Source organism: Planctomycetota bacterium, from assembly GCA_018242585.1.
In the GTDB taxonomy this organism is placed as follows: domain Bacteria; phylum Planctomycetota; class Planctomycetia; order Pirellulales; family PNKZ01; genus JAFEBQ01.
Genome location: JAFEBQ010000012.1, coordinates 110597 through 129954, shown reverse-complemented (window position 1 = coordinate 129954; position 19358 = coordinate 110597). Strand labels below are relative to the sequence as shown.

Here is a 19358-nt window from a genome sequence, read left to right as displayed (position 1 = left end):
TAGTCCCGCGGCGTTACGAGCCAGCCGCGTGGGCCGACGCGGGGCGGCGATGCGTCGGCGGGATCTCGAGCGGCAGCACCGTGGGCTTCTCGTCGTGTGCTGCCACTGCTTCTTTCTTCTTGCCGCCGCGGCGGAACAAGCGTGCGACGAGTTGCGTCACATCGTCCCACAGCGAGTAGGCCACCGGCGTCACCAGCAGGGTGAGCAGCAGCGACAACACCTGGCCGCCGATAATCACCTTGGCCATGCCGGCGCGCGACGCGGCGCCGGGGCCTTGCCCCATGGCCATCGGGACCATGGCCGCCACGAGCATCACGGTGGTCATCAGAATCGGCCGCAAACGAGTGTGATTGGCTTCGAGAATCGCCTGGTCCCGGGGCAGGCCCCGAGCGCGGAGGACGTTCGTGTAGTCGATCTGCAAGATGCCGTTCTTCTTCACGATGCCGAACAGCATGAACAGCCCGAACACCGCATAAATATCCAAGTTCGTCCGCAGGAAGAACAGGGACAGCAGCGCAAACGGCACCGTCAGCGGCAGGGCGAGCAAGATGGTAAGTGGATGCACAAAGCTTTCAAACTGGGCGGCCAGCACCATGTACATGAACAAGAAGCTCAGGCCAAAGATCACGGCAAACGCGCTGTTCGATTCCTTCAGGGTCTTGGCCTGGCCGATGAACTCGAACTGGTACGACGCGGGCAAGCCGAGCGACAGGACATAGTCGTTCAAGCGTTGAATCCCCTCGCCGAGCGCCACGTTCTGTAGGTTGGCCGAGATCACCACCTGACGCTGGCGACCAAAACGATCGATGCTGTTCGGCCCTTGCGCTTCTTCCAGCTTCACGACGCTGGCCAGTCGCACCTCGCCGATGCCCGGCTTGGCCGAAGGGACCGTCAGCAGATCGACGGCGCCAATGTCAGCGCGAAAGCTCCGATCGGCCCGCAACCAAACGTCGTATTGCTCGTCGAACTCCTTGTACTTGCTGACCGGTTCGCCCCCCAACAGCACGCCCGCCGTGGACGAAATGGTTTCGATCGAAATGCCCAAGTCGCTGGCCCGTTCGCGATCGGGGCGGATGCGCAACTCGGGCTTGCGCAGCGACAAACTGGTATCAACGTCGACGTAGACGCTTTGGCTGCGCATCCAGTTGGCGATTTCGGTCGAGTATTGCTGGAGCTTTTCCATGTCGGGGCCGCGCAGATTCAAGTCGACCATCACCTGGCGAAAGCCGGTCCCCTGGAAAGCCGAAACGTCCTGCACCGCGGCCCGCAGGTCGGGATAGTCAGCCAGAATCTGCCGCGCCTCGGTCATCACGGCGAACTGCGTGTACTCGCGCTGCCGCAAGTCGACCAGCCGAGTGTAGATCGTGGCCGTCGTGACGTCCCCTTGCCCTTTGGTCACGCGACCGGTCGTGTCGCCGACCACTAGGAACGTATGCGTCACGCCGCGCAACTGGCGCAGACGCTGCTCGATCTCGCCCAGCACGCGATCGGCCCGAGCCAGCGTGTAGCCTTCGGGCAAGCGAACCGCCACTTCAAACTCGCTCTGATCGTCGCGCGGCACGAAGTCCTTGCCCACCATGGCCAGCGTGACGGGGATGCTAAACACCAGGCCGACGGTCATTAGGACGATCGCCCAGCGATGCCGAAGCGACAACGCCAGAATGCCACCATAGCTCCGATCTACCAAGCGGTAGATCCAGCCGTCCTTGCTCTTCTTGTGCCCGTCTTCGACCTTGAGGAATCGCGAGCACAGGACCGGCGTCATGGTGAACGAGATGAACATGCTCATCAGCACCGAAAAGCCGACGACCATGCCAAAGCTGCTGAAGAATCGTCCCACGCGGCCGGGCATGAACGCGATCGGCGCGAAGATCACCAGCAGCGACAGTGTGGTGGCCACGACGGCCAGGGCGATTTCGCGCGTGGCGGCGCTGGCGGCTTCCATGGGACCGGTGCCGTATTCTTCCATGTGGCGGAAGATGTTTTCATGGATCACGACCGCGTCGTCGACGACGATGCCCACGGCCAGGATCAATCCCAACATCGTGATGTTATTGAGCGTGAAGCCCATGAAATCCATGAAGGCGAACGTGGCCACCATCGACGTCGGAATGGCCAAGGTAGCAATCAGCGTGGTCCGCCAATCGCGAATGAACATCAAGATCGTGGCGCTGACCAACACCGCGGCCAGAATCAGGTGCAGCTTTACTTCTTCGATCGAGTTGCGAATGAAGCGGGACTGGTCACGGATTACTTCGGTGTGAATGTCGCCGGGGAGCGTGGCCTCGATGTTCTTGAGCCGACGACGAACCGCGTCGACCACGGCCACCGTGTTGGTGCCCGATTGCTTTTGGACGATCAAACTCACGGCGTTGTCACCGGCGGCGGCGAGTTGCGTGTCGCCGTTGGCCTCGGCCACGGCGCGCGACCAAAGGCGACTGAGCCCGCGAGGTTCTTCAAACGAGTCCTCGACGCGGCCGATGTCCTCGATGCGAATCGGCTGGCCGCCACGATTGGCGACGATCAGCTTGCCGAAGTCGGCGGGCCTTTCCACGCGTCCCATCGTGCGGACGACGCGCTCTTGCGAACCTTGATCGAGCCGGCCGCCGGGCTGTTCCTGGTTCTCGCGCACCAGCGCCTGACGCACGTTCTCGATCGACAGGTCTTCGTATTTCAGCAACTTACCCGGGTCAATCGAGACATTGATCGCCCGTTGACGTCCACCCACCAAGACAATCGCCCCGACGCCGCTGGTCGATTCGAGCGCCTCTTTGATTTGCTTTTTGGCGATCTCGGTCACTTCGCGAAAATTGCGGCGTCCCGAGACGGCGATCGTCATCACCGGGGCGGCATCGATATCGAACTTGTCGATGATCGGCTGATCGGTCCCTTGCGGCAACTGGGCCATGATGGTCGAAATCTTGTCACGCACTTCCTGGGCCGCGACGTCGCCGTTCTTTTCCAGGACAAATTGGATCGTAACCTGCGAAATCCCTTCGCGTGTGGTCGACCGCAACTCGTCGATGCCCGAGACCGTGTTGACGATTTCTTCGATCGGCTTGGTAACCTGGGTTTCCATTTCCTCGACGCTGGCGCCGCGCAGGGTGGTCGAGATCGTCACCACGGGCAGGTCGACGTTCGGAAACAGGTCGACCCCCAGTCGAAAGTATGACGCCAGCCCCAGCACAATGGGCGCCGTCACCAACATGGCGGTGAAGACCGGCCGGCGGATGCAGATATCCCAGATCGACATGCGTAACTTCCCGAGGAGAGGATCTGATTTATCGCGACGCGGGCGACGAGGCTTCGGCTGTTTCCACCGTGCGAATGCGAACCGCCGTGCCTTCGGCCAGTTGCGTGTAGCCCGAGGTTACGACCTGGTCATTCGGATCGAGTGCGCCAAAGACTTCGAGCCAGCCCTCGCCGCGCACGCCCAGTTGGACTTCGATCGGCACGGCGCGTTCGCCTCGCACGACGAAGACTTTCTGCACGCCGGCGAACGTGACCAAGGCGTCTTGGGGCACGGTTAGCGCCTGGGCCGATTGACTGACCAGCACCCAGGCCTTGGCAAAGCTGCCCGGCCGCAATTGCCCCTTGGGGTTGGGGACTAGCATTTCGATCTCAAAGGTCCGGTTCACCGAATCGACCGTGGGGCTGATCCGCGACACGTGTCCCGAGAACTTCTGCCCCGGATAAGCGTCGACGGCGATCTGAGCCGCCAGGTTTTGCTGGACCTCGCCGATGTGCCGCTCGGGCACAGTGGCCTTGAGCTTCAGGGGGTTGTCCATCACCAGCTTGAACACCTCGGTCGGTGGCGAGCTTTGCGCCATTTCGCCGGCCGAGACCATGCGCCGCGCCACGACAAATTGTGAGCCAGCCACTGCTTCGGACGGAGTTGGCACGACGATCCGCGTGTCTTGCAGCTTTTGCATCGTGGTCAGCAGCGTGGCGTTGCGATGCCGGGCGCTGCTCAGAATGGTGCGGGCGTCGATCACCGCTTGCTGGAAGTCAGCCTCGGCGACCTGGTAATCGGTCTTGGCTGTTTCGAATTCGTCGTCAGTAATCACTTTGCGCTGAAACAAGCTCTCGCTCCGCTGAAACCGCCGTAAGGCGTTGTCGGCCAGTAGGCGCGCGCGGATCACCGTGGGCAACTCGTTCACCGACGCATCTTGTGATGGAAGCTTACTCAGGCCCAGCTTGGCCAACTCGGAATCGAGCTGCCGTGACGCTTCCTCGACGGCCAGCCGATAATCGGTGTCGTCGATCTCCAGCAGCAAGTCCCCCGGCTTCACCACGTCACCGACGTCGTGATGCACACGGACCACGCGGCCGGCTGACTTGGAACCGACGGTGACTTCTTCCATGCCGCGGAAGGTGCCAACCACTTCGACCGTGCGCTGCACCGGGCGCACGCTGACCGGCGCGACCGTGACCGCGACGGGCTTGGGGGCGGCCGGTGTCTGCGCCGCGGCGGCAGGCTCGGACTTGGGATGCGAGCAGCCGGCCAGCAGGCCGACACCGGTGAACAGCAAGAACAAACCGAGACGCATAAGGTTACTCGTCAACTGATGGTGAGGTTGTTTCGTGACGGGGCGACGCGGCACGCCCGGCGCGGCGCTCGCGCTCGGCATCGGTCAGGATGCCGTGGAACACAATGTCGAGAATGTCTTGCACCTGGGCTTCGAACGATTGCCGGCGGCCGGCAAAGTGATTGGTGAACATCGTGCCGTAGAGCTGATTGCCCAGCACTTCGCCGATGCAGTCGACGGGCATCTGGCGCAGGCGACCGGCGGCGATCAATTCGGCCAACATCTGGTGCCGGCGTTCGGCCTTGGCGGCCTTGCGCTCGAAGTAGACCGGGCGCTGCGTGTCGCGAAAGATCGCCCGCTCTTGAATCAGCAACTCGACCACGGCAGGGCTCTCGGCAAAGAACTTCAGGTACGCGGTGATGGCGGATTCAAAGCGATCGATCGGGTCGGCCACGGCGGCCAGGGCTTGCTCGATGCACTCGTCTAAACGGTCCATGGCCCGATTCACGACGGCCAGGAACAGCTCCTGCTTGCTGTCGAAATACCGGTAGAGGGTTCCTTTGCCGACGCCCAAAGCCGCCACGAGCGATTGCGTGTCCGAGTGGTCGTAGCCCCGCTCAGCGAACAACAACGCGGCCCCGTCGAGGATTTCCTCGCGCCGTCGGCTTTGCAGCTCGCGATTGGGCGGTCGTCCTAACCGCTTTTGCTGTATTGACATAAGCCACCTCCGCCTGCCTCGGCTGACTTTTCGGACCAAATGGTCCGCGAATAGTAGGGAGCTTCCCCAGGCCCAGCAATGCCAGTTTCAGGGGGCTGGCGGACACCCGGCGCGGCGACCGCGCCGGGCGGCCAATCTGCTCTGGCCCTCTCACCGGTTTTGCGTTGAAATGCCGCGCGAGATTTGTCGCCCGTGGCGACGTTCAAGGTGCTTGCGCTATGTGGCTACTGGCCGAGGGAACCAACAGCACGCCGTTCTTCCTGATCCTGGTGGTCGGCGTGGTGTTTCTGGTGCTGATGAAAATGCGCCGGCCAGCCGCCGATACGCGCGACCCCTGGGCCAAGCGTTCGTCGACCAAGCAAACCGCCCAGGCTGCCGGCAAGATGGTCGGCGAAGCCTCGGGCGAGGTGCGCCGCTGGGAAGTCGGTATGCACGAATTGGCCCGTGACCTGTCGGCTCAGCTCGACAGCAAGATGGTCGCGCTGCAACAGTTGATGCGAATGGCCGACGAGCGAATCATGCAGCTTGAAAAGCTGCAAAATACCGAGGAATCTCGCGACGTTTCGCCGCTCGGCGCTGAATCACGACGGAATGTCGAACAGCCCGTTTCCGAAAGCCGCCGCGCCGTCACGGCAATGGAACCGGCGGTCGCCACGGCGACGGCCAAGCAAGGCGCGCGACCGTTTGACGACATCTACGCGCTGGCCGACCGGGGCACCCGGCCCGAGGCGATTGCTGCCGAGACCGACACGCCGCTGGGCGAAGTTGAGTTGATTCTCGGCTTGCGTCGTCGCCGCGAAATCGATTGAGCGACCGTCGTGCCGCTTGACTTCGCATCGGCCCAGCCCTCGGGCTGCTCAGCGCATAAAAAAGCCCCCGCCCAAGTCATTGCTGACTCGGACAGAGGCTTGACGCTGGCCTTGGATTCACTCGTTCCGGCAGCCAAACAAGTGCTTAGTGGCGGTTGCCGAACAGGCCTGTAGCATACCAGATTCCATTCGTGCCGCGACGCATATCGTAGCCGAATCTGGGCTGACTTGCGCGAACAGCGCTCCAGTGGCCGGGCGACTGCCGCCAGCAGCCCACACAGTCGACTGCGGCGTCGACCAGGCTCTCGTGCGGCCAGCTTTCGGCCACAACCTCTTGCGCCCGAAGGCCTGACGGCATGCGTCCCAGGATCCGCTGGAAGCGGCTCCCCCAGTTGTGGTGGCCTTGGACACGGATTTCGGCTTGGTGGTCGCTATGGCTGGTGGCCTCGTCGCGCAGGACGTTACACCACTGGCCTTGGGTGCTGGCCGGGGCTTCGGGGTGAATCCGGACGGCAAAGACCATGGTCCGTTGGGTCAACGTCCCCGGCGGCAGGTCGAGAATCACCGATAAATGGCTGGGCTCGTAGCGGTAGAACTTGCCCGCCACCAGCGGAAAGACATTGACGACCCGGTCGTAGTACTGAGCGTCGACATGCACATAGTCGATGATCGCCAGCCCTTCCTTGCCGTGCAGATCCTGGAACGACTCGTGATCGAGCAGGTTGACCTCTTTGCCACCGGCGGTAATCGTGGCGTCGGCCGGCACCCGGACCAGCACATAGTCGGCGAGTTTTTCGCCGATGTCGTCTTGGTCGAGGGCTTGATTCTCGAACTGGTCCCGGACGGTATTTTCATCAGTCCCATAGAACTGAACCAGCAGCATCTTGCTGTGTTTTTGCGCCAATTCCATGGCGTCGCCATAGTCGGCCATCCAGTTCAACTGACGAACCGTGCGACCTTCGTGCCCCGCGTCGGCGGCTGCCACCCAGCCGGCCGGAGCAAGCAACAACAATAGTGTCAGACAGATTCCTTGTCGTGGCATTCGCCTCTCCTGATAAGTGCGCATCTGCTGATGGCTGGCGATGCGCCCGCCAGAGACTGGCAGGGTGCCACAGCATTGATGCAAAAATCCGGGCTGGCCAAGCGAGGGCCAGCCCGATGGTTCCATCCCGCCTGCCAAGACGCGGCGTGCGAGTCAGTCCGTTGCCTCTGGGTCCGCCGGGCGTGCGGCAACCCTGAAGTCGAAAAGGGCGTCTTGGCGGTCTAAGTCGACGGTTCTGATTAGGCCGACTTTGACGGCAGTTGGACCCGATTTAACAGCTAGCTGTCTCGAAAGCAACCACCCGGGGTGGCGGCGTGAAATACGGTTGCCTACCCGGAATTCGCTATTCAAACCGGGGGTTTGGTGGTATTAAGGAAACCCAACGACCGTGACCATAGGCACTTGCTGTTTGCCAAGGAGGCGGAAACTATGCGATTGAAAGGGATGCTGCTCGCGGGGCCATGTTGTGGTCTAACCGTATTTGCGGTCTTGGCTTACGCGCAAAATGCGGCTGATTTGGAAAAAAATCGTGCCGACTCCCCCGCACCGGTTGCGCAGGTTGCCGAGCCTGCCGAAACGTCGCTGGCCCTAGCAGCAGACGTCAAGCCGGCGCCGGCTCCCGCGCTGGTCGAGCTGGTAGCCGAGGCGAAAAAGGACTTTCACCCAGTCAGCAAGGAAACGCTTGAGGAACGCTTGGCCGAACTGCGTGTGGCCGTGGTGGCCCTCGACAAGCCGCTGGGCCGCTCCAAAAGCGGCAAGGCCTGGCGCGAATACCTGGACTGGGACAAGCTGGTTACTCAGACCCTGTCGGTCGAAACCGCCGACACCGCCGTCCTGCGCGGCTTGTTGCACAAGCTTACCGCCCCCGAGGAAGGTCTCGAGTGGCATCGCTTTGTCGATGTGGCCGAGGAGATTCGCGACTACCTGTTCGCGCTCGAATCAGCCCGCGACCCCCAGGCCGAATCGAACTATCAGGCCAACCTGAAGACAATCGAGGAGACTCTTGGCAATCCCAAGCACGAAGATCGTCGCCGGCTGAACGAAGCGGCGGCTGAACTCGACCGGGACGGCTATGCCCCCCAGTTGGTCGCGGCGCTGCGTCAGCAGTTCTCGCATCCGAACATGCTGGTCGAAGTGTCGAACAAGCTTGTCTCGACCGGGCTGTCGCGCCCTGTCGATGAAACCGCTCCGCTGCGCGACAACATCATGGGCACGCAAATCAGCGGCACTGGCCACACCGTGGGCCAGGTCACCGGCGAGTTGGTTGCCGATGATAATCGCGCCGTGATTCAAACCGTGATGACCGGCGTGAATCATGCCCGCACCGTCGGGCGCAACGGCCCAGCCCTGATCTACAGCCGCGGCGAGTCGCAACTTTCGGCCAAGAAGCAACTGATTCTCGACTCGGAAGGCCTGCGCGGCTTGCCGACCGAAGCGGTGGTCAAGACGCGTACCCAGATCACCGGCATCGGCTCGACCAAGAAGGGGGTCGCCGATTGTCTGGTCAAGAAGATCGCCGCCAAGCAAGTTCCCAAGCGCAAGGCGCAAGGCGAGGCCGTGGCCCAGCAGCACGCGCGAGCCATGTTCGCGCGTCGCTTTAACGCCCAGGCCGAGCCACTGATCACGAACGCCAACGACCGCTTCCAGAACCGCTTTCGCAACCCGCTGGTCCGGATGGGCGTGTTCCCCGAGCATCTGCACTTCAGCACGACGCAGGAAGTGCTGAATGTTGTCAGCAAGCAAACTCCCGAGCATACTTTGGCCGCGAACACGCCGGCGCCGGCCATCGCCGCCGGAACCGATTTCTCGTTCCGGCTGCATGAATCGATGGTTAACAATACGGCGCTGGGAATGCTGGCCGGCCGCACGCTCGACAAGGAACAGATGGATCGATTGTCGCTCGACATGACGGGCAAGCTTCCCGAGATCGGCGACGACGAGATTCAAAAACCCTGGTCGATCACCTTTGCCGACGACGAACCGGTGACGATGTTCGTGGACGACAATGTGATGGTCATCACCATCCGCGGCGCCAAGTACACATCAGACCACAAGCCGTTTGAAGCGATGAACATCACGGCACGGTACAAACTGGCCCGCGACAAGGGTCGGATCGAAGCCCTGCGCCAGGGCGACCTGGAAATCTACCCGCCCGATTTCAAGCCCAATACGGGCGACAAGTTGAGCACGCGCCAGGTGATTCTGAAGCGGATGTTGCAAAAGCGGTTCTCGCGCATTTTCCGCGAATCGATCGTCTCGGACGGGCTCGAGTTGAAGGGCAACTGGGAACAGTACGATCCCTTGCCGGCCAATCAGTTGGTGGCCGACGATGGTTGGCTGGCCATCGGCTGGCAGCAACCGGATCAGCCGCGCCGCTCGGCCGAGAGCGAATAGCGGCGGTGTTTTCTCGCGACGGATCGCTGCTAGAATGACGGCTCTGCCGAGCGGATCGTCGTTGCCAGAGGGAAACACCACTCATGTCGCAATTTGTCGAAATCCAGTTCGATTGCTTGCCTTTGCGGACCATCGGCCGGCTCGACATTCCGCTCGACGCGTCGCCGAAATTCCGGGCCTTCTGCGAGCGACTGAAACATGCGCTCGACGAGCACGGCACCTTCAACACGTACTATCTGCACAATGCCCGGTGCATCTTCCACCTGACCAATCAGCCCGACCAGGGCATGCTGCACTTCAGCTTTGAAGGGGTGGTCACGACCGACGACGCCGACGCCCGCACCGATCGCGAGCACTTGACTGTCAAACTCGAACGCGAGACCTGCGATTGGCTCAAGCAGCCGATCGTCGACTGGTTCACCGAGACAGTGCCGCGGGCCGTGATGGTCGAGTTCGACCGCTATATTTCCGCGGGCGACTTGCGAAAAGCGGTCGAGCGAATCGAAAAGCTGCAAGCCGAGTCCGATAAGCACGGCGGCTATCTGGGGATGTATTTATAGTGCGTGGCAGCGAGCACGCAGAAGCCACGGGCGCATAAAAAAGCCCAGGGGGTGAACCCCTGGGCTTGATCGTTTACGTCACGAGTTGGCGACGCCTATTGCCGGGCAAGACTTACTCGCGCGGGCGGACGGCGCCGGTCAGGCCGCTGTAGTCGGCCCGATCTTCCGGGTGCCACAACGGCAAGCCCATTTCGATCCGGCGGGCCATGATGGCCAACTTTTCGGGGCTGCCAGCCGGGGCGTCGGTGGCGACAAAACTTTCGTTGATCGTCGGCCGGTAGTCTTCGTCGTGGCCACATTCGACAATACAGTCAAACACATTCCGCATCGTTCATTCTCCCTTACGTTAAAACTCTCTCACTCGATATAGATCACAATCGCGCCGGCCAGGTTCAGGCCGACGCAGCATTTTTGCGTCGTTCTTTCGGCTTCCGTTCCTTTCGCATCGCTTCCGTCCCCTCAGCATCACAGCCAACTCGGTCTAGACCGCCGCCCACGCCAGGGAACTGTCCGGTGGACAGCACCTGCAGGTGCGAGCGCGTCTGTCAGGGGCACGTGACGCGTTCAATCGAAGCAGCTTGCCGCAAGGGCGAAACGGCTTGGCAAAGCGGCGGCCCGCCACCGGAAACCGGCTCGCGAACCTGCCACGACCTCCGCTTAAGGATGTCGCGACAAAATGGTGACTCGCTTTGCTGCCGCACTTGTCTGTTCCGTCGCACGGCAACCAAGGCCGTGCGATTCGTCGATTGCGAACTTCGCCGCGTTGGCGATTATCGCCATGCATAGGGTGGTTCGCAGGACATCTGCGGCTGCGATTTAGGCCCTTATTGTGTTCGTCCACTTCAGAATGTCAAGAAATTTTCGGTATCTTAATACTGTGCGGCATTCAGCTTGGGAATGTCAGTATCAAACGAAAACACCCGCATAATTTAACACCGATCGGTTAACGCCCCGCGCGCTACTGCGGTTAAAGCCTAGGAATTACGAACCTTTTGCGAATCGCCAGCGGCACGAGCGCGCAGTGCATGCCCCTCGTGCTAGCCGCAACACACCCCCAGAATGAACCACAAACATCATGAGCGCAAATAAATTTGCTTGGCGTCAAAAAAATGTCAGCCTCCCCGCCCAGCCGCGCGGACTGCATTTGATCACTTCGCACGTCGAGCAACACACGCCGGACCTCGCTCGTTGCCGCGTGGGACTGCTGCACGTGTTTCTGCAACACACCAGCGCGGCATTGATGATCAACGAGAACGCCGATCCCGACGTGCCGGCCGATTTGTTGAGTATGTTCGAGCGTCTGGCACCGGAAGATTTTCCGTACACGCACACGGTCGAAGGGCCGGACGACATGCCGGCCCACGTCAAAACGGCGCTGCTGGGCTGCTCGCTCACTATTCCGGTGAACGAAGGGAAACTTTGCCTCGGCACCTGGCAGGGGATCTACTTGTGCGAGCATCGCAATCGCGGCGGCAGCCGGCGGATCGTCCTGACTTTGCAAGGGGACTTCGCCGATTGACTCGGGCTTTGGTGTGCGGTCATGGTATCGCTACCGCGTTGTGCTATCGCCGCACGGTTGGCGTTGACCGCGCCCCGCGGGGCGGCGTACCATCCCGGCCCCAAATCATCGCTGCCACATGGTCGCTCGACATGCGGCAGAGTATGCGAACCACGTTACGGAGGACTGTCCCATGCGCACGTTGTTTTTCTTGGCGTTGATTGTCGTCGGCCTGGTCGTGGCCGGCGTGTTGACCGTTCAAAAGAGCGGCGACAACATCAACATTCACGTCGACCAGAACCGCCTGCAACAAGTCGAAAAACAAGCTGCTCAGATCGGCGGCAACTTGCTGGAGCAGGCCGAGAAGAATCTGCAAAACGCCGGCAACCAACCGGCCGGCCAAACGCGCTAAACGACGCGCTCATAGCACTCACTGGCGAACAATACTGCCGCACACGGTGTCGGCCAGCAGCAAGCCGCGCCGTGTGAGTCGCAGCGCGCCATGTTCGATCGCCAACAGCCCCAGGTCGCGATAGCGAGCCAAGTCGCGCGCCATCAGCGCCTCTACGTTGAATCCGAAGCGCTCGGCGAACCGGGCGACATCCACCCCCGCCACGCGCCGCAGGCCAATCGCCAGTGCCTCGCGGGCGCGATCCTCGGCGTCGAGCGTTTCTTCCTCGGCCACTGGTGAATGCCCTTCGAGCACGCGCTTGATCCAAGTGCTCACGCTCCGGTGGTTCACTTGCCGCGTGCCGGCCACATAACGCGCCGCCCCTGGCCCGGCGGCGAAGTATTCATCGGCCGCCCAGTACACCTCGTTGTGCCGGCATTCATATCCCGGCCGTGCGAAGTTTGACACCTCGTACTGAGCAAGCCCCGCCGCCGGCAGACGCTCCAGCGCGAACTCGTACATGGCCGCTTCGGTCTCTTCGTCGACCGCCAGCAACTCGTGCCGCAGCTTTCGGCCATAGAACGTCGTGCCGCGTTCAAAGGTGAGTCCATACGTCGACAGATGGTCAGGCCGCAACGCCAACGCCTGTTCCACGTCGGCCTGCCACTCGGGCAATGTTTCACCCGGCGCGGCAAAGATCAAATCGAGCGACACCGAATGGACGACCGGGCGCAATAACTCAATCGCCGTCCGAATCTGCTCGGGCGTGTGATCACGCTCCAAGAGCCTCAACTTGTCAGGCGAGAACGACTGGGCCCCCAAGCTGACCCGATTCACACCGTGCGCTTTCAAGACGCCCACACGCTCGGACGTGATGTCGATCGGATTGGCCTCGACCGAAAACTCGTATCCCGCGGCCAGCGGGAACCACTGTCGCACCAGCATCAACAGCCGCTCGAGCTGCGCCGGCTCCAAATGAGTCGGCGTGCCGCCCCCGATGAACAGCGTCTCGACCTCGCGCGGCTGGCCCAGCGCCTGCAATTCACATGCGAGCGCGGCAAGGTACGTCTCGATCAGATCGTCGCGCCGCGCGACTAGCGTAAAGTTGCAATAGCCGCATCGGTGCGCGCAGAACGGCACGTGAATGTAGGCGGCGCGGGGCTGAGTCGTAACGGTCACCGGTGTCGGCTCGCGATCAACAAGCATCGGCCCGCGCCGCGGCTAGAGCCACAGCAACAACCGGCCGTCGAACATATCGGGGCAGGCCCGTTCGACATAGTGCCGGACCTGCTTGGAATTGTACCGCGTGCTCAAGTGACCGGCGATGATCAGTTCGTTCTTGAACTTGTCGCGTCGCTCCAGAATGTCGTCCAGGTGCATGTGCCCGAACTTGCGAATCTTTTCCTTTCGATGGGTCGGCGCTACGAACGTCATTTCGGTGATCAACACCTGGGCCTCGTACATGGCCGGGCAGGCGTCGAGCCCCTGGGCGGTGCTGTCGCCGACGTACGCCACCAGCGGCATCCGGCGTTCCTCGGTCACTTCGGTCCCGGCCAGTCGCAAGTCGCGAATCTGCGCGCCGCCCAGGTGCTGATACTCGGCCTTCAGTTTCCGGCGTCGCTCCCAAACCACGAAGCCCAGCGACGGGATCGTGTGGTAAGTCTGTGACACCGTGACCACGTGCTCGCGCGACAGCTCGATCTCGTCCCCGGGCTTGGTCGGCACCAACGTGCAGGGCATTCGCCCCCGATCGAGCTTCGTGAACAGCTTGAGAATCTTCTCAACCGTCTCGACGGCATGCTCGGGCAGATAGATCGTCGGCGGCTCCATCTTCATCAGCCGTCGTCGGGCCACATAGACCGGCAACGCCGCCACGTGGTCCAAGTGGGTATGCGTGACGAACCAGTTGCCAGTGCCCAGAAAGGTCCAAGGCTGCGCCCCCAGATCGAAGCCGAGCTTCAACTCGGGAATCCGCCAGTAACTTTGCACGGCCGCCCGCGAGTAGCCTTCGATGGTCAGGCTTTTGTGAACGTGGGTGCGGACTGGAACATTGTGCAGCATCGGACGGAAGTCATCGGGCCCGTGGTAAAACCGCCAGCCGATTCACAGCCTGGCCCAGCGGCGCAAGTCACTCAGTTTACGCTTGATTTGGCCCGAGACAACCCAGCCAGCCGTGGCATGAACCGCATCAGGGGAAGACCAACCACGACGACACAACGGCACGACGCCAGGAAATGATGAATGCGGAGTGATGAGTGATGAATGGAGGGCCAGAAGCCTGCCGTTGCATCACTCTTGCTTGGCTTCCGGCGGCGCTGGCTCCGTCGCTGTCGGTGGAAAGAGGGTGACTTCGCCGAATAAGGCGTCTTGCTCGGCTAGCACCGAGTGGTGCCGGACCAGTTCCAGCACGGCCAGCACAATGCCCACCATCGTCGACTTGTGCATGCCAGGCTGGAACAAGTCGCCCAGCGCCAGGTGTCCTTGCGCGACGAGCCGCTCGTGAATCCGCTCCATGAAGACATGGATCGGCGTGTCGTCGTAAACAATGCTGGTGGCCCGGCTCGGCTCGTGTTGCTTCATGATCCGGCCGAACGCGCTGACCAGATCCCACAGCTCCACCTCGTGAATCGGCTGGGTTTCCTTGGCCGGCCCCGGCGCCCCGGCGGCGCCGGCGTCGCGCACAAAGCGGTCGCGCCACACGCGGCCGCGTTCTTCGAGCACGCTGGCGGCGTCTTTGTACCGCTTGTATTCGAGCAACTGGCGCACCAGATCCTGGTGCGGCTCTTCCAGCGGCTCTTCGTCCTCTCCTTCGTGCGGCAGGACGCTGCGCGATTTCAACTCGATTAAGGTACTGGCCATCTCGACAAAATCGCCGACCGAATCGACGTTCAGCTCCTGTAACACCTCGAGGTATTGTAGGAACTGGGCGGTGATCGGCGCGATCGGCAAATCGACGATCGCGACCTCGTGCTTTCGCACCAGGTACAGCAGCAGATCGAGCGGGCCGCGATAAATGTCGAGATCGACGCGAAAGTTCATGGCCAAGCCGGCAAGCCCCAGGACGAAACAAAGCGGCCGATTCGACGCGGCCGACGCTGTATCTTACGCTAGCCGCCGGGCAAAATGGAATTGCAGCCTGCGGCTCGCACGGGGGGCGCACTTGCCGGTGCTGGCACCCGAGCCGTAAACTCGCGGGTGGTCCGTTGTGTCGAAGCGATTAGCGGTTAGCAATTAGCGATTAGCAGAGAGGCCAGTAGTCCGCTCTCTTTAGTACGAAGTCCGTGTCTGAGCCTTTCTGGCTAATTGCTAATCGCAAATGGCTAATCGCTTACCCTTGCCCCTCTTCAAAAGGATTCCATCTTGGAGGACGAGCGACTTTGGGCACCCTGGCGGTTGGCCTATCTGCAAGGCGATAAGCCCCAGGGGCCGACGCCCGAGGAGTTGGCCCGGCTGCGCCCCGGCGCTGACGCCGACTGCTTTCTGTGTCGGGCAGCGGTCGCAGCGGACGATCGCGCCAACCTGGTCGTCGCGCGCGGCTCGTCGGCCCTCGTCATGCTCAATCGCTATCCTTACAACAACGGGCATTTGATGGTCGCGCCGCTCGATCATCATGGCCGATTCGAGCAAATCGACGCCACCACTCACGCCGAGATCACCACCCTGATTTCGCGAGGCGTGCTGGCTATCGAGCAGGCGCTCAGGGCCGAAGGGGTGAACGTCGGGTTGAATCTGGGACGCGCCGCCGGAGCGGGCGTGCCGGGGCACCTGCATTGGCACATCGTGCCGCGCTGGTTTGGCGACACCAATTTCATGACCGCGGTAGCCGATCTACGGGTCATCTCGGCGTCGCTCGACGCCATGTGCGAAGTCTTGTCGGCCGCCATCAAGCCGCCGGAGACCGGGTCATGAGCCAGGCACCCTCGGGCGGGGCGGCGATCGGCGCGACGCCGTTCGTACCGCTGACCATTGCCGAGCGTGAAGCGGCGTTGCTGGCCCCCTACGCGATGCACAGCTTCGATTCGGCCGGCCGCAAGCACGCCGAGCCGGCCCATCCTTACCGCGGGCCGTTCCAACGTGACCGGGACCGGTTGGTCCACAGCGCGGCCTATCGCCGGCTGAGCGCCAAGATGCAGGTTTTCACGGGCGAACTCGGCGACTATCACCGGACGCGGCTGACCCACACGCTGGAAGTGTCGTCGATTGCCCGCACGCTGGGGCGCGCCCTGCGATTGAACGAGGATCTGGTCGAATCGCTGGCGTTGGCCCACGATCTGGGGCATCCACCATTTGGCCACGCCGGCGAGGACGTACTGCACGCTTGCCTGGCTGAGGTGGGTGGCTTTTCGCACAATGCCCAGGCGCTAAGAATTGTCGAGCTGATCGAGCAACGCTATCCCGAGTTCCCCGGACTGAACCTGAGCCAGGAAGTCCTGGCTGGCCAAGCCGAGCGGATTCGTCATGACACCCACGCGGTGCGCCCTTTGCTTGAAGTGCAAGTGGTCGAGGCGGCCGACAGCATTGCCTATGACACGCACGACGCTGACGACGCGCTCCACCTGGAGCTATTGACGCTCGACGAGTTGCTGGAGATTCCGCTGTGGCGCGAAGCGGCCCGCCGCGTCCGCAGCCGATACTCCGCCCTCGACGAACCGCAACTCAAGCGCACCGTGCTGCACGAGCTAATCGATTGGCAGGTCGGCGACTTGTTCGAGCAGGCCGTCGCCAAGATCAACGACTTGAATGTCCGCTCGGCCGACGATGTCAAGCGAGTGCCACTGATCATCCAGGCCAGCAGCACGCTCGCCCAGCAAAAGGCCGAGCTCGAACGCTTCTTGCAGGAGCGCGTTTATCGCCATGCCACCGTGCTCCGCGTGCGTCGACTGGTGCAAGGCGAACTGCGCGAGATGTTCGAGGGCTACCGCGAGCAGCCTCATCACTTACCCGATAGCTTCCGCGCCCGGGTCGAAACGGTCGGACTGGCCCGCTCGGTCGGCGACTATCTGGCCGGCATGACCGATCGCTATGCCCGACATGAGCACCACCGGTTGTTCCAAGGCTCGTAGTCGTGGCGATCACCTCGGAACCTCCACGCACATGAATCGACAGCCCGCCGAAATCGCCGAAACCCGCGAGCGGATGTACCGCCTGAGTCGCATCTGGCTCGGCACGATGATCGGCTTGCTCATAGGGATGGCCCTGGCTAGCTACTTGCCGCGGCTGTTCCGCGCCGACGAAGTGATTGGCACCGCGCCCAAGCTGATTGTCTTGTTCGGTGGTGGCACACTGGTGTTCCTGACCGCGGTAGCTGGCGGTGTTTGCGGCTGTTACATCACTGGCACTTCCGTTGTTTCGAGTGGCGTGTCGATGCCCGCCGAATCGATCACGCCGTTCATCCTGGACACCAGCGCCGTGATCGATGGCCGGATTGTCGACGTCCAAGCGACTGGCGTGCTCAACGGGCCGCTCGTCGTCCCCGAGGTGGTCGTCACCGAATTGCAGGCATTGGCCGACAGCCCCGATCGACTCCGTCGAGCGCGCGGGCGACGCGGGCTCGATTTGCTCGACAAACTGCGCACTGCGGCCGATAACCAATTTTCGATTTGGCGCGGACAGCTCGACGCCGCCACGGCGGTCGCGCCGGTCGACTTGCAACTGGTGGCGATTGCCCGGCAGTTGAACGGCAAGCTGGTGACCGGCGACTTCAACCTGGGCAAGGTCGCCCGGTTGCAAGGGGTGCCGGTGGTGAATCTGAACGATGTGGCGGCGGCGTTGCGGCCCGTGTTCCTGCCCGGCGATTCGATCGAGGTCGAACTGCTCAAGCCCGGCGAGTCGCCTCAGCAAGGAGTTGGCTACCTCGAGGACGGCACGATGGTCGTGGTCGACGGCGGCCGCGAGCGGATTGGCCAGACCGTTCACGCCGCGGTGACCAGCGTCTTGCAAACCAGCGCCGGCCGGATGATCTTTGCACGTTGGACGGATTAGCCGTTCGCCAAGTGAACGGTTCCCAAAGTCACCGAGTTCGCACCACCCCTTTTCCCTCGGCGAGAAGGGTTAAACCTTCTGTCCGACGTCGTATCGTCGTGGTCGAATGCACATCCTTCTCTGCCACTGCATCCTTGCGAACAAGGCGCGACGTGCGATAATTGTTCCATCGAATCCCCCGGGAGAGGTTATGTATCTCAGCATGGCGCGCCGGCTGCTGGTCGAAACCGACAAGCGGCTGCTTTGGAAGCTGGCTTGGACGATGGGCTTTCGCGGCATGCGTAGCGTCCAGCGTCACAAGGCCCGCCTGCGCCGCGGCGAGTTCTTTCCGCCGTTCTTGTACTTGTCGATCATCAATAGCTGCAACCTGCGCTGCCAGGGATGCTGGGTCGATGTGTCGGCCAAGCAACAGACCATCGACCTGACGGCCATGAATCGAGTGATCCGCGAAGCTAAGGAGCAGGGGAACGCCTTCTTTGGCATCCTTGGCGGCGAGCCGTTCATGCACCCCGAGGTGCTCGACATCTTTGCCGCGCACCCGGACTGCTACTTTCAGGTATTCACCAACGGGCAACTGATCACCGACGACGTGGCCCGGCGGCTGCGCGAGCTGGGGAACGTCACGCCGCTGGTCAGCGTCGAGGGCACGCAGATCGTTAGCGACGAGCGCCGCGGCCGGCTCAATGTCTTGAACCAGACGATGGCCGGGCTCGACGCCTGCCTGCGTCACAAGCTGCTGACTGGCGTTTGTACCAGCTTGTGCCAGACCAACTATGCCGACCTGCTGACCGAGCGGTGGGTTGATCGGCTGATCGAGATGGGGGTCATGTACTGCTGGTTCCACGTCTATCGTCCGGTGGGGCCCGACCCGCGGCCCGACCTGGCCTTGACCGTCGAGCAGCAATTGCAGGCTCGCAAGTTCGTCGTCGAGATGCGGGCCAAGAAGCCGATCGTGATCATCGACGCCTATTACGACGGCCAGGGGCAGGCATTGTGCCCGGCGGCGACCGGCTTTACGCATCACGTCGGCCCGGCCGGCGACATCGAGCCGTGCCCGATCATTCAGTTCGCCCGCGAGAGCATTCACGACGCCAAGCCACTGCGCGAGAACATCGAGCAGTCGACGTTCCTGCGCGACTTTCGCGAACTAGCCGCCGGTTCCACGCGCGGCTGCATCGTACTCGAGAGGCCCGACTTGCTCGAACGGCTGGTCCGCAAGCACGACGCCCGCGACACGACCAGCCGGCACACAGCCCTGGCCGAGCTGCACGCGATGGAGTCGCGTCCTTCCCAGGCGGCCGGAACCGAGCAAGTGCCCGAGAAGAACTGGGCCTACCGGTTCGTGAAGCGTCACTTCTTCAACGACTTCGGGGCGTACGCGCATCCGCGGGCACCGGAAGAAGTGCTGGCGGATACGTCAATTTCCGCTGAATGA

17 protein-coding genes are annotated in these 19358 nt (G+C 62.2%); 9 read left to right on the top strand and 8 right to left on the bottom strand.

Annotated elements, in window-relative coordinates; translation table 11 throughout:
• Nucleotides 1-13: 13 nt before the first annotated feature.
• The 3 genes from JSS27_06735 to JSS27_06725 are packed head-to-tail and all read right to left on the bottom strand — an operon-like array spanning nucleotide 14 to nucleotide 5247.
• Complete coding sequence (locus JSS27_06735) at nucleotides 14-3253, bottom strand: efflux RND transporter permease subunit (GenBank protein ID MBS0208636.1); 3240 nt, start codon at nucleotides 3251-3253, stop codon at nucleotides 14-16.
• A 28-nt stretch (nucleotides 3254-3281) separates the two neighbouring features.
• Entirely contained in the window at nucleotides 3282-4550 is a 1269-nt protein-coding gene (locus tag JSS27_06730) for an efflux RND transporter periplasmic adaptor subunit (GenBank protein ID MBS0208635.1), read from the bottom strand.
• A 4-nt stretch (nucleotides 4551-4554) separates the two neighbouring features.
• Nucleotides 4555-5247 (bottom strand): TetR/AcrR family transcriptional regulator, encoded by a 693-nt coding sequence (locus tag JSS27_06725; GenBank protein ID MBS0208634.1) that lies wholly within the window; start codon nucleotides 5245-5247, stop codon nucleotides 4555-4557.
• A 218-nt stretch (nucleotides 5248-5465) separates the two neighbouring features.
• Between JSS27_06725 and JSS27_06720 the strand changes: the two genes are divergently transcribed.
• Complete coding sequence (locus tag JSS27_06720; GenBank protein ID MBS0208633.1) at nucleotides 5466-6056, top strand: hypothetical protein; 591 nt, start codon at nucleotides 5466-5468, stop codon at nucleotides 6054-6056.
• A 145-nt stretch (nucleotides 6057-6201) separates the two neighbouring features.
• Here the strand turns inward: JSS27_06720 and JSS27_06715 are convergent, their stop codons facing one another.
• Nucleotides 6202-7098: a hypothetical protein gene (locus JSS27_06715; protein ID MBS0208632.1), complete on the bottom strand. Its 897-nt coding sequence runs from the start codon at nucleotides 7096-7098 to the stop codon at nucleotides 6202-6204.
• 516 nt (nucleotides 7099-7614) lie between these two features.
• On the opposite strand from JSS27_06715, the gene JSS27_06710 reads away from it, so the two are divergent.
• Both JSS27_06710 and JSS27_06705 read left to right on the top strand, forming a co-directional pair.
• Complete coding sequence (locus JSS27_06710) at nucleotides 7615-9492, top strand: hypothetical protein (protein ID MBS0208631.1); 1878 nt, start codon at nucleotides 7615-7617, stop codon at nucleotides 9490-9492.
• A gap of 83 nt (nucleotides 9493-9575) precedes the next feature.
• Nucleotides 9576-10052: a hypothetical protein gene (locus JSS27_06705; protein ID MBS0208630.1), complete on the top strand. Its 477-nt coding sequence runs from the start codon at nucleotides 9576-9578 to the stop codon at nucleotides 10050-10052.
• 112 nt (nucleotides 10053-10164) lie between these two features.
• Here JSS27_06705 and JSS27_06700 read toward each other — a convergent pair whose 3' ends face one another.
• Nucleotides 10165-10380: a hypothetical protein gene (locus JSS27_06700; GenBank protein ID MBS0208629.1), complete on the bottom strand. Its 216-nt coding sequence runs from the start codon at nucleotides 10378-10380 to the stop codon at nucleotides 10165-10167.
• A 747-nt stretch (nucleotides 10381-11127) separates the two neighbouring features.
• Between JSS27_06700 and JSS27_06695 the strand changes: the two genes are divergently transcribed.
• Both JSS27_06695 and JSS27_06690 read left to right on the top strand, forming a co-directional pair.
• On the top strand, nucleotides 11128-11571 hold the full coding sequence (locus tag JSS27_06695; protein MBS0208628.1) for a YjbQ family protein: 444 nt from the start codon (nucleotides 11128-11130) through the stop codon (nucleotides 11569-11571).
• A 172-nt stretch (nucleotides 11572-11743) separates the two neighbouring features.
• A complete protein-coding gene (locus tag JSS27_06690) occupies nucleotides 11744-11962 on the top strand; it encodes a hypothetical protein (protein MBS0208627.1) in 219 nt (72 codons plus the stop codon).
• An 18-nt stretch (nucleotides 11963-11980) separates the two neighbouring features.
• Here JSS27_06690 and hemW read toward each other — a convergent pair whose 3' ends face one another.
• The 3 genes from hemW to JSS27_06675 all read right to left on the bottom strand — a co-directional run bounded on the left by hemW (nucleotide 11981) and on the right by JSS27_06675 (nucleotide 14980).
• Complete coding sequence (hemW, locus tag JSS27_06685; protein ID MBS0208626.1) at nucleotides 11981-13147, bottom strand: radical SAM family heme chaperone HemW; 1167 nt, start codon at nucleotides 13145-13147, stop codon at nucleotides 11981-11983.
• Between the two features lie 15 nt (nucleotides 13148-13162).
• Complete coding sequence (locus JSS27_06680; GenBank protein ID MBS0208625.1) at nucleotides 13163-14002, bottom strand: metal-dependent hydrolase; 840 nt, start codon at nucleotides 14000-14002, stop codon at nucleotides 13163-13165.
• A 228-nt stretch (nucleotides 14003-14230) separates the two neighbouring features.
• Nucleotides 14231-14980, bottom strand: coding sequence for a segregation/condensation protein A (locus JSS27_06675; protein MBS0208624.1), 750 nt, complete (start codon nucleotides 14978-14980; stop codon nucleotides 14231-14233).
• Between the two features lie 321 nt (nucleotides 14981-15301).
• On the opposite strand from JSS27_06675, the gene JSS27_06670 reads away from it, so the two are divergent.
• From JSS27_06670 to JSS27_06655, 4 genes are all read left to right on the top strand, one after another.
• On the top strand, nucleotides 15302-15850 hold the full coding sequence (locus tag JSS27_06670) for an HIT domain-containing protein (protein MBS0208623.1): 549 nt from the start codon (nucleotides 15302-15304) through the stop codon (nucleotides 15848-15850).
• Nucleotides 15847-17004, top strand: a complete 1158-nt coding sequence (dgt, locus tag JSS27_06665; protein MBS0208622.1) for a dNTP triphosphohydrolase — start codon at nucleotides 15847-15849, stop codon at nucleotides 17002-17004. Before JSS27_06670 ends, dgt begins: the two co-directional genes overlap by 4 nt.
• A gap of 31 nt (nucleotides 17005-17035) precedes the next feature.
• The gene (locus tag JSS27_06660; protein ID MBS0208621.1) at nucleotides 17036-17923 is read left to right on the top strand and encodes a TRAM domain-containing protein; all 888 of its coding nucleotides are present in this window, start codon (nucleotides 17036-17038) and stop codon (nucleotides 17921-17923) included.
• Between the two features lie 190 nt (nucleotides 17924-18113).
• Nucleotides 18114-19358, top strand: a complete 1245-nt coding sequence (locus JSS27_06655; GenBank protein MBS0208620.1) for a radical SAM protein — start codon at nucleotides 18114-18116, stop codon at nucleotides 19356-19358.

Bases quoted from the DNA above. Each gene is read 5' to 3' on its own strand.
- JSS27_06735 (MBS0208636.1), bottom strand. From the start codon at position 3,253: ATGTCGATCTGGGATATCTGCATCCGCCGGCCGGTCTTCACCGCCATG.
- JSS27_06730 (MBS0208635.1), bottom strand. From the start codon at position 4,550: ATGCGTCTCGGTTTGTTCTTGCTGTTCACCGGTGTCGGCCTGCTGGCC.
- JSS27_06725 (MBS0208634.1), bottom strand. From the start codon at position 5,247: ATGTCAATACAGCAAAAGCGGTTAGGACGACCGCCCAATCGCGAGCTG.
- JSS27_06720 (MBS0208633.1), top strand. From the start codon at position 5,466: ATGTGGCTACTGGCCGAGGGAACCAACAGCACGCCGTTCTTCCTGATC.
- JSS27_06715 (MBS0208632.1), bottom strand. From the start codon at position 7,098: ATGCCACGACAAGGAATCTGTCTGACACTATTGTTGTTGCTTGCTCCG.
- JSS27_06705 (MBS0208630.1), top strand. From the start codon at position 9,576: ATGTCGCAATTTGTCGAAATCCAGTTCGATTGCTTGCCTTTGCGGACC.
- JSS27_06700 (MBS0208629.1), bottom strand. From the start codon at position 10,380: ATGCGGAATGTGTTTGACTGTATTGTCGAATGTGGCCACGACGAAGAC.
- JSS27_06695 (MBS0208628.1), top strand. From the start codon at position 11,128: ATGAGCGCAAATAAATTTGCTTGGCGTCAAAAAAATGTCAGCCTCCCC.
- JSS27_06690 (MBS0208627.1), top strand. From the start codon at position 11,744: ATGCGCACGTTGTTTTTCTTGGCGTTGATTGTCGTCGGCCTGGTCGTG.
- hemW (MBS0208626.1), bottom strand. From the start codon at position 13,147: ATGCTTGTTGATCGCGAGCCGACACCGGTGACCGTTACGACTCAGCCC.
- JSS27_06680 (MBS0208625.1), bottom strand. From the start codon at position 14,002: ATGCTGCACAATGTTCCAGTCCGCACCCACGTTCACAAAAGCCTGACC.
- JSS27_06675 (MBS0208624.1), bottom strand. From the start codon at position 14,980: ATGAACTTTCGCGTCGATCTCGACATTTATCGCGGCCCGCTCGATCTG.
- dgt (MBS0208622.1), top strand. From the start codon at position 15,847: ATGAGCCAGGCACCCTCGGGCGGGGCGGCGATCGGCGCGACGCCGTTC.
- JSS27_06660 (MBS0208621.1), top strand. From the start codon at position 17,036: ATGAATCGACAGCCCGCCGAAATCGCCGAAACCCGCGAGCGGATGTAC.
- JSS27_06655 (MBS0208620.1), top strand. From the start codon at position 18,114: ATGTATCTCAGCATGGCGCGCCGGCTGCTGGTCGAAACCGACAAGCGG.